This is a genomic window from Streptomyces boluensis, from assembly GCF_009908195.1.
In the GTDB taxonomy this organism is placed as follows: domain Bacteria; phylum Actinomycetota; class Actinomycetes; order Streptomycetales; family Streptomycetaceae; genus Streptomyces; species Streptomyces boluensis.
The window spans coordinates 1-12,510 of record NZ_JAAAHS010000223.1 but is presented as its reverse complement, the minus strand read 5'-3'; the positions used below and the strand labels follow the sequence as shown (position 1 = coordinate 12,510).

12 protein-coding genes are annotated in these 12,510 nt (G+C 71.3%); 4 read left to right on the top strand and 8 right to left on the bottom strand.

Features of this window, described 5'->3' with window-relative positions; genetic code table 11:
* Positions 1–4: 4 nt before the first annotated feature.
* Entirely contained in the window at positions 5–1,258 is a 1,254-nt protein-coding gene (locus GUY60_RS24350) for an MFS transporter (protein ID WP_187370114.1), read from the bottom strand.
* 166 nt (positions 1,259–1,424) lie between these two features.
* Positions 1,425–2,699, bottom strand: coding sequence for an exo-beta-N-acetylmuramidase NamZ family protein (locus GUY60_RS24345; protein WP_161701339.1), 1,275 nt, complete (start codon positions 2,697–2,699; stop codon positions 1,425–1,427).
* Between the two features lie 187 nt (positions 2,700–2,886).
* On the opposite strand from GUY60_RS24345, the gene GUY60_RS24340 reads away from it, so the two are divergent.
* From GUY60_RS24340 to GUY60_RS24330, 3 genes are all read left to right on the top strand, one after another.
* Positions 2,887–3,639: an SDR family oxidoreductase gene (locus GUY60_RS24340; RefSeq protein ID WP_161701337.1), complete on the top strand. Its 753-nt coding sequence runs from the start codon at positions 2,887–2,889 to the stop codon at positions 3,637–3,639.
* The gene (locus tag GUY60_RS24335; RefSeq protein WP_161701335.1) at positions 3,621–5,297 is read left to right on the top strand and encodes an AMP-binding protein; all 1,677 of its coding nucleotides are present in this window, start codon (positions 3,621–3,623) and stop codon (positions 5,295–5,297) included. Before GUY60_RS24340 ends, GUY60_RS24335 begins: the two co-directional genes overlap by 19 nt.
* Positions 5,298–5,380: 83 nt before the next feature.
* Positions 5,381–5,977: a TetR/AcrR family transcriptional regulator gene (locus GUY60_RS24330; RefSeq protein WP_161701333.1), complete on the top strand. Its 597-nt coding sequence runs from the start codon at positions 5,381–5,383 to the stop codon at positions 5,975–5,977.
* A 116-nt stretch (positions 5,978–6,093) separates the two neighbouring features.
* On the opposite strand, the gene GUY60_RS24325 is transcribed toward GUY60_RS24330, so the two are convergent.
* From GUY60_RS24325 to GUY60_RS24300, 6 genes are all read right to left on the bottom strand, one after another.
* Entirely contained in the window at positions 6,094–7,308 is a 1,215-nt protein-coding gene (locus GUY60_RS24325; protein ID WP_161701331.1) for an acyl-CoA dehydrogenase family protein, read from the bottom strand.
* A gap of 6 nt (positions 7,309–7,314) precedes the next feature.
* Positions 7,315–8,337 (bottom strand): phosphotransferase family protein, encoded by a 1,023-nt coding sequence (locus tag GUY60_RS24320; RefSeq protein ID WP_161701329.1) that lies wholly within the window; start codon positions 8,335–8,337, stop codon positions 7,315–7,317.
* 260 nt (positions 8,338–8,597) lie between these two features.
* The gene (locus GUY60_RS24315; protein WP_161701327.1) at positions 8,598–8,894 is read right to left on the bottom strand and encodes a hypothetical protein; all 297 of its coding nucleotides are present in this window, start codon (positions 8,892–8,894) and stop codon (positions 8,598–8,600) included.
* Positions 8,895–9,106: 212 nt separating this feature from the next.
* Positions 9,107–9,457 carry a DUF202 domain-containing protein gene (locus tag GUY60_RS24310; protein WP_161701325.1) on the bottom strand — a complete coding sequence of 117 codons (351 nt, stop codon included), beginning with the start codon at positions 9,455–9,457 and terminating at the stop codon, positions 9,107–9,109.
* 64 nt (positions 9,458–9,521) lie between these two features.
* Positions 9,522–9,914 (bottom strand): YidH family protein, encoded by a 393-nt coding sequence (locus GUY60_RS24305; protein WP_161701323.1) that lies wholly within the window; start codon positions 9,912–9,914, stop codon positions 9,522–9,524.
* 20 nt (positions 9,915–9,934) lie between these two features.
* Positions 9,935–10,459 carry an NUDIX hydrolase gene (locus GUY60_RS24300; RefSeq protein WP_161701321.1) on the bottom strand — a complete coding sequence of 175 codons (525 nt, stop codon included), beginning with the start codon at positions 10,457–10,459 and terminating at the stop codon, positions 9,935–9,937.
* Between the two features lie 163 nt (positions 10,460–10,622).
* Here GUY60_RS24300 and GUY60_RS24295 point away from each other — a divergent pair, with 163 nt between their 5' ends.
* On the top strand, positions 10,623–12,278 hold the full coding sequence (locus tag GUY60_RS24295) for an FAD-binding dehydrogenase (RefSeq protein ID WP_161701319.1): 1,656 nt from the start codon (positions 10,623–10,625) through the stop codon (positions 12,276–12,278).
* Positions 12,279–12,510: the final 232 nt, after the last annotated feature.

The following is a 12,510-nucleotide window of genomic DNA, read 5'->3' as shown; positions in this document are numbered from 1 at the left end:
GCGCTCAGCCCAGCTCCCGCTCCCGAGTCTCCGGCAGAGCCAACACGCACAGGAACGACACCACAGCCATCGCGGACACGTACCACCCCACCGCCGCCGACCCGAAAGACTCCTGCAACCGCGTAGCGACCAGCGGCGCGACCGCGCCACCCGCGACCCCGCCCAGGTTGTACGCGAACGAAGCCCCCGAGTACCGCACCCGCGCCCCGAACAGCTCCGGCAGATACGCGCCCATCGGGCCGTACACCACACCCATGCAGAACAGCGTGCCGCCGAGCGCGACGGCGATGAGGACCGGCTGCGCGGTGTCCATCAGCGGGAAGAGGACGAAGCCCCACACCGCCGCGAGACCGGTGCCCGCGAGGACAAGGCGGCGCCGGCCGCCCGCGTCGGAGCGGGTCGCGGCGAACCAGGTGCCCGCCGCGAGGAACACACAGGCCACCATGGACAGGCCCAGCATGGTGTTGCGCGGCACGCCCAGGGTGCCGGTCCCGTACGCCAGGCAGTAAGTCGTGGCCGTGTAGAAGAGGCCGTACGCGACGATCATCCCGCCCGCGCCGAGCAGCAGTTCGCGAGGATGCCGCTTGAACACCTCGAGCGCGGGCGCCTTGCTGGCCTCCTGGGCCGCCATCACGCGCGCGAAGACCGGCGTCTCGCTGATCTTCAGGCGGACGAACAGGCCGACCGCCACGAGCAGGAACGACAGCAGGAACGGCACCCGCCAGCCCCAGCTGCGGAACGCCGCGTCGTCGAGCACGGACGAGAGCAGCCAGAAGATGCCGGTCGCCGCGAAGAAGCCCACGGAGGGCCCGAGTTGGGGGAACGCGGCGAACATGCCGCGTCTGCCGCGCGGCGCGTGTTCCACGGCGAGCAGCGCGGCCCCGCCCCACTCGCCGCCGAGCCCCACGCCCTGCAGGAACCGCAGCAGTACGAGGAGCAGCGGTGCCCAGATGCCCCACGTGCCGTAGCCGGGGAGCAGTCCGACGAGGGCCGTGGAGAGGCCCATCAGGAGCAGCGAGGCGACGAGTACCGACTTGCGTCCGACGCGGTCGCCGAAGTGGCCGAAGACCAGCGAGCCGATGGGGCGCGCCGCGAACGCCACGGCGTACGTGGAGAACGCCGCGAGCGTGCCGTTGACCGGCGAGAGGTTCGGGAAGAAGGCCTCGTTGAGCACGAGCGCCGCGGCGGTTCCGTAGACGTAGAAGTCGTAGAACTCGATGGCGGTACCGATGAAACTGGCCACCGCCACGCGGCGCAGGCTCTCCGGGTTCTCGTCCGTGGGAGCCGCGCCTGTGGGGTCGGCTTTGCTGGTGGTGGGGTCGTCGTTCAGCACGTCGGCACTGTGGCGATCCGTGTAGTGCGCAGTCAATACGTGGGATGTCCGGTCCCGGATACTGAGACCGGATCGATGCCCGCGGAGCTGCTCAGCGGTACATCAGGTACGCCCGCCGCACCGCGCGGAACACCGCCAACTCGCCCTGCCACGCGGCCACCACCTCGTCCGCGCCCGCCCCCGCGTCGATCATCGTGCGCACCCGCGTCGACCCGGTGAGCTTGTCGATCCACTGGTCCGGGCGCCAAGTGAAGCCGCTCCACTGCCGCTTGGCCGTCACCAGGAGCCCGATCCCGGTCGCCACCGCGTCGAACGCCTCCCGGTCGTGTACGTGGAGCTGCACGCCGCCGACGGTCTTGCCCTGGAACTTGGAGAAGGTGGGCGCGAAGTACGCCTCCCTGAAGTGCACGCCGGGAAGCCCGAGTTCGTTCGCCGCCTCGGCCCAGCGCCGGTCGATCCCCTCGGCGCCGAGCAGCTCGAACGGCCGGGTGGTGCCCCGCCCCTCGGACAGGTTCGTCCCCTCGAAGAGGCACGTGCCCGCGTACACCAGGGCCGTCTCCGGGGTCGGCATGTTCGGGCTCGGCGGCACCCAGGGCAGCCCCGACGCGTCGTAGAACTCCTCCCTGCGCCAGCCCGACATCGGCATCGTGCCCAGCTCCACGGGCCGCTCCAGGAACTCGCCGTTGAACAGCCGGGCCAGCTCCGCCACCGTCATCCCGTGCGCCTGCGCGATCGGCTCGCGCCCCACGAACGTCGCGAACTCCTTGTGCAGCACCGGCCCTTGGGCCGCCCGCCCGGTCACCGGGTTCGGCCGGTCGAGGACCACGAACCGCTTGCCCGCGAGCTCCGCGGCGACCATGCAGTCGTAGAGCGTCCAGATGTACGTGTAGAAGCGCGCGCCCGCGTCCTGGATGTCGAAGACGACGGTGTCCACCGCCGCGTCCGTGAAGATGTCGGCCAGCGCCTGCCCGCTTTTCTGGTACGTGTCGTAGACCGGCAGGCCCGTCGCCGGGTCGTCGTACCGTCCCTCGGAGCCGCCCGCCTGCGCCGTACCCCGGAAGCCGTGCTCGGGGCCGAACACCGCGACCAGGTCCACCCGTTCGTCGGCGTGCATCACGTCCACGATGTGCCGGACCTCGCGGGTCACACCGGTCGGGTTGGTGACGATGCCGACGCGCTCACCGTCCAGGGCCGCGTACCCGTCCGCGACGAGCCGCTCGAAACCGGTACGGAGGCGGTGCCCGCCCGTGCGGCCCGTGTCACCCGTGCTGCTTGTGCCGCTCGCGGCCAGGGCGGGGGAGGAGGCGGCGGTCGCGGCGACCGCTCCGGTTCCGGCGGCGAGCAGGCTCCGTCTGGAGAGATTCATTCCATGACCTCCGTGACATCGGTGAGCGCGGCGGCTGACATGCGCACGCACGCTAGCGCCCCCTCGCCCCGCGCGGAACGAACCGGACACGGGCCGTCGCGTCCCGCCCCTTCCCCCACGCCATACCGACTGGTTAGTCTGCGATCGCGTCGAGGTAGTCCGTGAAGGGGAGAACCAGGTGGAAACCATGCGGGACAAGGCAGTTGTCGTCACCGGAGCGGGCGCGGGCATCGGTGCCGCGCTTGCACGCCGCTTCGCCGCCGAGGGCGCCCGTGTCGCCGTCAACGACCTGGACGCCGCCAAGGCGAAGGCCGTCGCCGAGGAGATCGGCGGCGTGGCCGTGCCGGGCGACGCCTCCGAGATCATCGAGCACGCGCGCGAGGCGCTCGGCGGCACCGTCGACGTCTACTGCGCCAACGCGGGCCTCGCCTCCGGCGGCACCGAGGCCGCCGACGAACAGGTCTGGGCCGCCGCCTGGGACGTCAACGTGATGGCCCACGTACGCGCGGCGCACGCCCTGCTGCCGGACTGGCTGGAGCGCGGCGAGGGCCGCTTCGTCTCCACGGTGTCCGCCGCGGGCCTGCTCACCATGGTCGGCGCCGCCCCGTACAGCGTCACCAAGCACGGCGCGTACGCCTTCGCGGAGTGGCTCTCCCTCACATACCGGCACCGCGGCCTCAAGGTGCACGCCATCTGCCCGCAGGGCGTGCGCACCGACATGCTCACCGCCTCGGGCTCGGCCGGTGAACTCGTCCTCGCGCCGACCGCCATCGCGCCCGAGGAGGTCGCGGAGGCGCTGTTCACGGGCATCGCCGAGGACCGCTTCCTGATCCTGCCGCACCCCGAGGTCGCCGGATACTATGCGGCCCGCGCCGCCCGCCCCGACCAGTGGCTCGGCAACATGAACCACATCCAGCAGAAGTGGGAGGCCGCTCAGTGAGCGCACCGACGGGCCACTACGCCGCCAAGCCCTGGCTCGGCCGGCTCAGCGCCGCCCAGCTCGCCGACGTCGCCCCGGCGCCGACCGTGGTGCACTCCTTCCGCGCCGCCGCCGCGCGCGTACCGGAGCACACCGCCCTCGCCTACTTCGACGGACGGCTCTCGTACGCGGAGACGGACGCCCTCAGCGACTCCGTCGCCGGGTACCTCGCCGCCCGTGGGCTCGGCCGCGGCGACCGGGTGGCGATCATGCTGCAGAACTCGCCGCACTTCGTCCTCGCCCTGCTCGGCGCCTGGAAGGCCGGGGCCACGGTCGTCCCGGTCAACCCGATGTACAAGTCGGGCGAGGTCCGGCACGTCCTGCACGACGCCGAGGTCACCGCGCTGATCTGCTCCGACCGCGCCTGGGACGCGTATCTGCGCGACACCGCGGCCGAATCCCCGGTACGGATCGTGCTCACCGCCTGCGAACTGGACCTGCAGACCCGCGGCGACGCACGCGTGCTCAGCTTCGAGCGGCTGCCGCAGGCGTCCGACGCCGAGGACCTGCTGACCGTCGCCCGCGCGGGCACGCTCCCGCCCGCAGAGCGTGAGCCCACCGCCGACGGCATCGCGCTGATCAGCTACACCTCGGGCACCAGCGGCACCCCCAAGGGCGCCATGAACCTGCACGGCAACATCACGTACAACGCCGAGCGGCAGCGCCGCGGCCACCCGGTCCCCGAAGGCGCCACGTACTTCGCGCTCGCCCCTCTGTTCCACATCACCGGCATGGTCTGCCAGTTGGCCGCCTGCGCCGCCAACGCGGGCGCCCTCGCCCTCGCCTACCGCTTCGACGCGGGCGTCGTCCTCGACGCCTTCGCCGAGCACCGCCCCGCGTACACCGTGGGCCCCTCCACCGCGTTCATGGCCCTGGCCGCGCACCCGGCGGTCACCCGCGACCACTTCACGTCCTTCCAGGTGATCTCCTCCGGCGGGGCCCCGCTGCCGCCCGCCCTGGTGGAGAAGTTCCGCGCCGACTTCGGGCCCTACATCCGCAACGGCTACGGCCTCACGGAGTGCACCGCCCCCTGCGCCTCCGTACCGCCCGAGCGCGAGGCCCCCGTCGACCCGGTCTCCGGAACGCTGTCCGTGGGCGTGCCCGGACCCGACACCGTCGTCCGGATCGTCGACGAGAAGGGCCAGGACGTGCCCTTCGGCGAGCAGGGCGAGATCGCCGTGACCGGCCCGCAGGTCGTCCCCGGCTACTGGCGCCGCGCCGAGGCCACCCGACAGGGCTTCCCCGAGGGCGAGTTGCGCACCGGCGACATCGGCTTCATGGACACGGACGGCTGGCTCTACGTCGTCGACCGCAAGAAGGACATGATCAACGCGTCCGGCTTCAAGGTCTGGCCGCGCGAGGTCGAGGACGTCCTCTACGGCCACCCGGCGGTCCGCGAGGCGGCCGTGGTCGGCGTGCCCGACAGCTACCGCGGCGAGTCCGTGAAGGCGTACGTCAGCCTGCGCCCCGGCGCGAGCGCGGACCCCGCCGAGCTCGGCGCGTACTGCAAGGAGCGGCTCGCCGCGTACAAGTACCCGCGCGAGGTCGAGATCCTGCCGGAGCTCCCCAAGACCACGAGTGGGAAGATCCTCCGGCGGGAACTGCGCTCCCACTCGTAGATCGCATACGGTTTCCCACCCGTGACACCGATGCGACTGACACAACCGACACAACCGATACGTACGAAAGGCAGGTGGCGGCCATGGCCAAGGTGACGGAGTCCGACGCCGGCACACCCGTCCCCCAGCGGCTCCTGGCCGCCGCCACCCGGCTGTTCGCCGAGCAGGGTTACGACCGCACCTCGGTGCAGGAGATCGTGGAGGCGGCAGGCGTCACCAAGGGCGCGCTGTACCACTACTTCGGCTCCAAGGAGGACCTCCTCCAGGAGGTCTACGCGCGCGTGCTGCGGCTCCAGCAGGAACGCCTCGACGCGTACGCGGACTCCGACGCCCCGATCGAGGAGCGGCTGCGCGCCGCCGCGGCGGACGTCGTCGTCACCACCATCGACAACCTCGACGACGCCGCGATCTTCTTCCGCTCCATGCACCACCTGAGCCCCGAGAAGAACAAGCAGGTGCGCTCCGAGCGCCGTCACTACCACGAGCGGTTCCGCGCCCTGATCGAAGAGGGCCAGAAGGCCGGAGTCTTCTCCACGGCCACCCCCGCCGACCTGGTGGTCGACTACCACTTCGGCTCGGTCCACCACCTGTCGACCTGGTACCGCCCCGACGGCCCCCTCACGCAGCAGCAGGTGGCCGACCACTTGGCGGACCTGCTGCTGCGGGCGTTGCGGCCGTAAAAATTCAAGCCCGTCCGGCGCTTGAGGACAAGGCCGAAGGCCGGTGGAGCGGGGTCTGGGGGCGCAGCCCTCAGGTGACGGCGCCACCGGCCAACAGCACGGATCGTGACCCGTACCTACAGGTACCGCTTCAACTCCCGCCGAGCGAGGGACCGCTGATGCACCTCGTCCGGCCCATCGGCCAACATCAGCGTGCGCGCAGACGCCCACAACTCCGCCAGCGGGAAGTCCTGGCTGACCCCACCCGCCCCGTGGAGCTGGACCGCACGGTCAATGATGTCGACGACCGTACGCGGCGTGGCGATCTTGATGGCCTGGATCTCGGTGTGCGCGCCCCGGTTGCCGACCGTGTCCATCAGCCAGGCCGTCTTCAGGACGAGCAGCCGCAACTGCTCAACGGCGACCCGCGCGTCCGCGATCCACTCGTGCACCACACCCTGCTGGGCCAGCGGCTTGCCGAACGCCGTACGCGACACGGCCCGCTTGCACATCAGCTCGATGGCCCGCTCCGCCATGCCGATCAGCCGCATGCAGTGGTGGATACGGCCGGGGCCGAGCCGCGCCTGCGCGATGGCGAAGCCGCCGCCCTCCTCGCCGATCAGGTTCGACGCCGGCACCCGCACCTGGTCGAAGACGACCTCGGCGTGCCCGCCGTGCCAGTGGTCCTCGTAGCCGTACACCGTCATCGCGCGCTTGACCGTCAGACCCGGAGTGTCGCGCGGGACGAGGATCATCGACTGCTGCCGACGTACGTCCTCGTTGTCCGGGTCGGTCTTGCCCATCACGATGAAGATCTTGCAATTGGGGTTCATCGCCCCGGAGATGTACCACTTGCGCCCGGTGATGACGTACGAGTCGCCGTCCCGCTCGATCCGGGTCTCGATGTTCGTCGCGTCCGAGGAGGCCACCTCCGGCTCCGTCATCGCGAACGCCGAGCGGATCTCACCGGCGAGCAGCGGCTCCAGCCACTGCTTCTTCTGCTGCTCGTCGCCGAACTGCGCGAGCACCTCCATGTTGCCGGTGTCCGGGGCCGCGCAGTTCAGCGCTGTCGGCGCCAACTGCGGGGCGCGGCCGGTGATTTCGGCCAGCGGCGCGTACTGCAGGTTGGTGAGCCCGGCCCCGTGCTCTGCGTCCGGAAGGAAGAGGTTCCACAGCCCCTGCCTGCGCGCCTCGGCCTTGAGGTCCTCGACGACCTGCGGGACCTCCCAGGGCGAGTCGAGCAGCGCGTGCTGCTCCCGCAGCACCGGCTGCGCCGGGTACACATGCTCGTCCATGAAGGCGAGCAGCTTCGTACGCAGCTCCTCGGTACGGGCGTCGAATGCGAAGTCCATGGCGGATCAGCCTTCCTGAAGGGTGGTCAGGCCGTGCTCGATGAATTGCGGGACGAGCTCGCCGATGCGGTCGAAGCCCGCGCCGACGGTCTGCCCGAGCGTGTACCGGTAGTGGATGCCCTCGAGGATCACGGCGAGCTTGAACCAGGCGAACGCCGTGTACCAGGAGACCGCGGACACGTCGCGCCCCGAGCGCGCGGCGTACCGCTCGATCAGCTCCCGCGCGTCGGGGTGGCCCGGCGCCGAAGAGGTCGTGGAGATCGGGGAGTTCGGCAGTTCGAGCCGCGCGCTGTACATCGCGAGCAGCCCGAGGTCGGTCAGCGGGTCGCCGAGCGTCGACATCTCCCAGTCGAGGATCGCGGTGATCTGCTCGCGGTCGTCGATCAGTACGTTGTCGAGCCGGTAGTCGCCGTGTACGACGGTGGCCGCGGGGGAGTGCGGCAGCTCCCGGCCGAGCGCGGCGTGCAGCTCGTCGATGCCCGCGAGCTCACGGTTGCGGGAGGCGTCCAACTGCTTGCCCCAGCGCCGCAGTTGACGGTCGAGGAAACCCTCGGGGCGGCCGAAGTCGGCGAGCCCCACGGCCTCGGGGTCCACCGCGTGCAGCTCGACCAGGGTGTCCACCAGGCCGAGGCAGGCGGCCCTGGTCCGCTCGGCCCCGATCGCCTCCAGCTCGCCCGCGGTGCGGTACGGCGTGCCGTCCACGAACTCCATCACGTAGAACGGCGAGCCGATCACCGACTCGTCCTCGCACAGCAGCAGCGCCTCGGGCACCGGGACCGCCGTCTCGTGCAGCGCGCTGATCACCCGGTGCTCGCGCTTCATGTCGTGCGCGGTGGCGAGCACGTGCCCGAGCGGGGGCCTGCGCACCACCCAGCGGCCCGTGCCGTCGCTCACCCGGTACGTGAGGTTCGAGCGGCCGCCCTCGATCAGCCGCCCTTCGAGAGGGCCGCGCACGAGTCCGGGCCGCTCACGGTCGAGGTGGCCGCGGAGCGCTTCGAGGTCGAGGCCCGGTGGCTGGTCTGAGGCCATGGTGTCGCTCCCTGTGTGTTGACCCCTGTACTGACTCTGGAGAGCATCATGCCGACCAGTCGGTATGGAGTCCACCCCAGGGGCGGAAAGTGATCGGATTCTCGTCCGGTACGCGCGGGGTCGAAACGCCGGGGTCGGTACACCCGGGCCGGGTCTCGCTCCCCCCGCTTCCCCCGCCTCGGACGGCTTGGGCGGTCAACTCCGGGGAGGATCCTGCCAGTCAGAGGCTCGGCGGGGGAAGCGCGGGTCGGGCGGGAGGCTCAGTGGTCGTCCCAGTGCCCGTCGTGCGCGGCGTGCCGGTGTCCGTCGTGGACGTAGTCGACGTGGTCGCCGTGGGTCACGGCCGGGTGGCCGCAGCCGTCGCCGTGCTGGTGCTCGTGGCCCTCGTGCGCGCTGTGTCCGCCGGCCTCGCACTCGTCCCAGTGCCCGGCGTGCTCCCGGTGCAGATGGCCGTCGTGCGCGTAGTCCACGTGGTCGCCGTGCGGCACTCGCGTGTGACCGCAGGCGGGGCCGTGCGTGTGCTCGTGGGTGGGGTGCTCCTGGTGGAGGGTGGTCATGCTGCTCACCTTCGGGGTTCCGTGGGTGGGTGACAGAGTCAGGCTAGCCCTGAATGCCCGGTTGGCCCGGAATGGCGATGGGTGGCGACCGTCGTACGCGAGTGCGCCCGTGAGCGCCCGTGAGCGCCCCGAAAACCGCCTCCACGCGCGCGTACCGACGAGAACCACGAAAACCGTCTCCACGCGCGCGTGCCGCGCGGACCGCCGAGCCCTCAGCGCACCACGGCCACCGCGAAGACCGCGAGGCCCACCGTGCAGGCGACGGCGCCCAGGGCCGTGGTCCGGCGCATCAGGTCGGGCCGGGGCGAGGCCAGGGCCCGCATGCGCCGGTGCGCGACCGTCATGAAGGCCAGCCACAGGAGCAGTGAAAGGCCGGCCGCGGTCAGGCCGAGGGTGGAGGCGCCGCCGTGCAGTGCCTGTTTTCCGGCGAGGAGTGCGGCCACGGTGCAGGACAGCGTCGTACGCCGCCACGCGAGGAGGGTGCGCTCCGGCTGAAGTCCCGGATCGCGTACGTGGGTTGAGGCTTCCGAGGGCGTGCCCGCCGAGTGGTCCGCGCCGCTCACGTGCGCACCGGGCCACCGGACGAGTGCCGTCGGACCAGGCGCGGGCGCGGGCGCGGAGGTGTCATCAGTCCGCCCAGCCGAAGAGCACGATGACGACCATGGCGAGGGCGACCACGCCGACCGCGAGACCGAGCAGCGCGGGGAACCGGGACACCGGCAGGTCCTCACCGCGCCGCATCGCCAGCTCGCACCGCACCCAGTGGTTGACCGCCCGCAGCGCGCACAGGGCGCCCACCGCGAGCAGGGCGAGGGCGAGCGTGACCCGCCACCCCCAGCGCAGGTCGGGCAGGAACTGGTCGACGGCGAAGCCACCGCCCACGAGCGCAAGCGCGGTCCGTACCCAGGCGAGGAAGGTCCGCTCGTTGGCGAGCGAGAAGCGGTAGTCGGGCGTCTCGCCCTCTTCCCGCACGCGCCCCGGCGCGAACCACAGCCGCAGCGACTCCACGAACCCGATCACGCAAGGCACCCTACCCGCGCTCACCGCGAGCGCCGGGCGCGCAGCCTCTCGTACGCCGCAAGCCCGTCCGGCACCCAGTCCCAGGTGTCGAGGCGCCGCTGAAGCTCCGCCTCCGGCAGGAAGGTGTGCCAGGCGACCTCCTCCACCTGGGGCGACACGGGCAGCTCGCAGCGCACCTCGTAGACGTACGACCACCACGTCTGCGCGACGGGCGCTCCCGGATCCGTGGACTCGTACAGGAACTTGAACAGCGGTACGGGGCGCGGGAGTCCGGTGACGCCGAGTTCCTCCTCGGCCTCGCGCAGGGCCGCCGTGTCGTACGTTTCGCCCGCGCCGACGACGCCGCCGACGAACATGTCGTACCGCGAGGGGAACACCAGCTTGGTCGCGGTGCGGCGGTGTACGAAGATCCGGTCCTCGGCGTCCCGGGCGAGCACGAAGACGCAGCGGTGGCGCAGCCCCTTCGCATAGGCCTCGCCGCGCGGTGCCTGCCCCACCACCCGGTCCTGTTCGTCCACGATGTCCAGGATCTCGTCAGCGCTCATGGAGCCATCCAACCCGCGCCGCGGCACGCACGTCCAACGCGATGGTTGACGCCCCGCACTTGTGTCCCGAAGATCTAACCCACCGGTAACCCCTGCCTGACCACCCCCGGCCCGACCCCTCGTGCCTTCTCCGTGAGGCGCACCGCCGACAGGACGGATGACCATGGCGTACGACGCTGATGTGATCGTGATCGGGGCGGGCCTCGCGGGGCTCGTGGCCACCGCCGAACTCGTCGACGCGGGGCGCAAGGTGATCCTCCTCGACCAGGAGCCCGAGCAGTCCATCGGCGGCCAGGCGCACTGGTCGTTCGGCGGCCTCTTCTTCGTCGACTCGCCGGAACAGCGCCGGCTGCGGATCAAGGACAGTCACGCGCTCGCCCTCCAGGACTGGATGGGTACGGCCGGGTTCGACCGCGAGGAGGACCACTGGCCGCGCAAGTGGGCCGAGGCGTATGTCGACTTCGCGGCCGGCGAGAAGCGCTCCTGGCTGCACGCGCAGGGCGTCAGGTTCTTCCCGGTGGTCGGCTGGGCCGAGCGCGGCGGGTACGACGCGACCGGGCACGGCAACTCGGTGCCCCGGTTCCACATCACCTGGGGTACCGGACCCGGACTCGTCGCCCCCTTCGAGCGGCGGGTGCGCGAAGGCGTCGCGCGCGGCCTCGTGCAGCTGAGGTTCCGGCACCGGGTGACCGGCCTGAGCCGCAGCGGCGGCGCCGTCGACACGGTCAGCGGCGAGGTGCTCATGTCCTCCGACATCGAACGCGGCCAGGAGAGCAGCCGTACCGTCACCGGCGCCTTCGAGCTCAAGGCCCAGGCGGTGATCGTCACTTCGGGCGGCATCGGCGGCAACCACGACCTGGTGCGCGCCAACTGGCCCGCGCGGCTCGGCACTCCACCGGCGAAGATGCTCTCCGGTGTGCCCGCGCACGTCGACGGCCTGATGCTCGGCATCGCGGAGGACGCGGGCGGCCATGTGGTCAACCGCGACCGGATGTGGCACTACACCGAGGGCATCGAGAACTGGAACCCGATCTGGAACAAGCACGGCATCCGCATCCTGCCCGGCCCTTCCTCGCTCTGGCTGGACGCCCGCGGCAAGCGGCTGCCGGTCCCGCTCTTCCCCGGCTTCGACACCCTCGGCACCCTCGACCACATCATGCACAGCGGCTACGGCTACACCTGGTTCGTGCTCAACAAGCGCATCATCGGCAAGGAGTTCACCCTCTCCGGCTCCGAGCAGAACCCCGACCTGACCGGCAAGTCGGTGCGCGCCGTCCTCGGGCGCGCACGGACCGACGTACCGGGCCCGGTGAAGTCGTTCATGGACCACGGCGCCGACTTCATCGTCGAGAACGACCTGTCCGCCCTGGTCCGCCGCATGAACGCGCTCACCGACGAGCCGCTCATCGACGAGGCCGAGCTGCGCCGCGAGATCACCGCGCGCGACCGCGAGATCGCCAACCCCTTCACCAAGGACCTGCAGATCACGGCGATGCGCGGGTCCCGCAAGTTCCTCGGCGACAAGCTGATCCGTACGGCGGCACCGCACCGCATCCTCGACCCGAAGGCGGGCCCGCTCGTCGCCGTTCGCCTCAACATCCTCACCCGCAAGTCCCTCGGCGGCCTGGAGACCGACCTGACCTCGCGGGTGCTCACCGAGGGCGGCGACCCGCTGCCCGGTGTGTACGCGGCGGGCGAGGCGGCCGGGTTCGGCGGCGGCGGAGTGCACGGCTACCGCTCACTCGAAGGCACGTTCCTCGGCGGCTGCATCTTCTCCGGCCGGGCCGCGGGCCGGGCGGCGGCACGGGCGGTCGAGTAGGCGTCAGGGGTCAGGGGTCAGGGGGTTCACGGGTTCACGGGTTCACGGGTTCGGGGCTTCGGCGATTGGGGGGTTCAGCGACCGCCCTGTGCCGCCCCTCGCCTCGGGTACCCAATTCGGCCTGTACGAAGGTGAGTTGGCTGTCCGCACGCCCCCGGTCGACCCTTGACGGGAAGGGGTCCTGACGGTTAGCTGTGCGTGATCATTCGGTCGGCGGTGCGTGATCATCCGC

Bases quoted from the DNA above. Each gene is read 5' to 3' on its own strand.
- GUY60_RS24320 (WP_161701329.1), bottom strand. From the start codon at position 8,337: ATGGCCTCAGACCAGCCACCGGGCCTCGACCTCGAAGCGCTCCGCGGC.
- GUY60_RS24315 (WP_161701327.1), bottom strand. From the start codon at position 8,894: ATGACCACCCTCCACCAGGAGCACCCCACCCACGAGCACACGCACGGC.
- GUY60_RS24345 (WP_161701339.1), bottom strand. From the start codon at position 2,699: ATGAATCTCTCCAGACGGAGCCTGCTCGCCGCCGGAACCGGAGCGGTC.
- GUY60_RS24330 (WP_161701333.1), top strand. From the start codon at position 5,381: ATGGCCAAGGTGACGGAGTCCGACGCCGGCACACCCGTCCCCCAGCGG.
- GUY60_RS24340 (WP_161701337.1), top strand. From the start codon at position 2,887: ATGCGGGACAAGGCAGTTGTCGTCACCGGAGCGGGCGCGGGCATCGGT.
- GUY60_RS24325 (WP_161701331.1), bottom strand. From the start codon at position 7,308: ATGGACTTCGCATTCGACGCCCGTACCGAGGAGCTGCGTACGAAGCTG.
- GUY60_RS24300 (WP_161701321.1), bottom strand. From the start codon at position 10,459: ATGAGCGCTGACGAGATCCTGGACATCGTGGACGAACAGGACCGGGTG.
- GUY60_RS24295 (WP_161701319.1), top strand. From the start codon at position 10,623: ATGGCGTACGACGCTGATGTGATCGTGATCGGGGCGGGCCTCGCGGGG.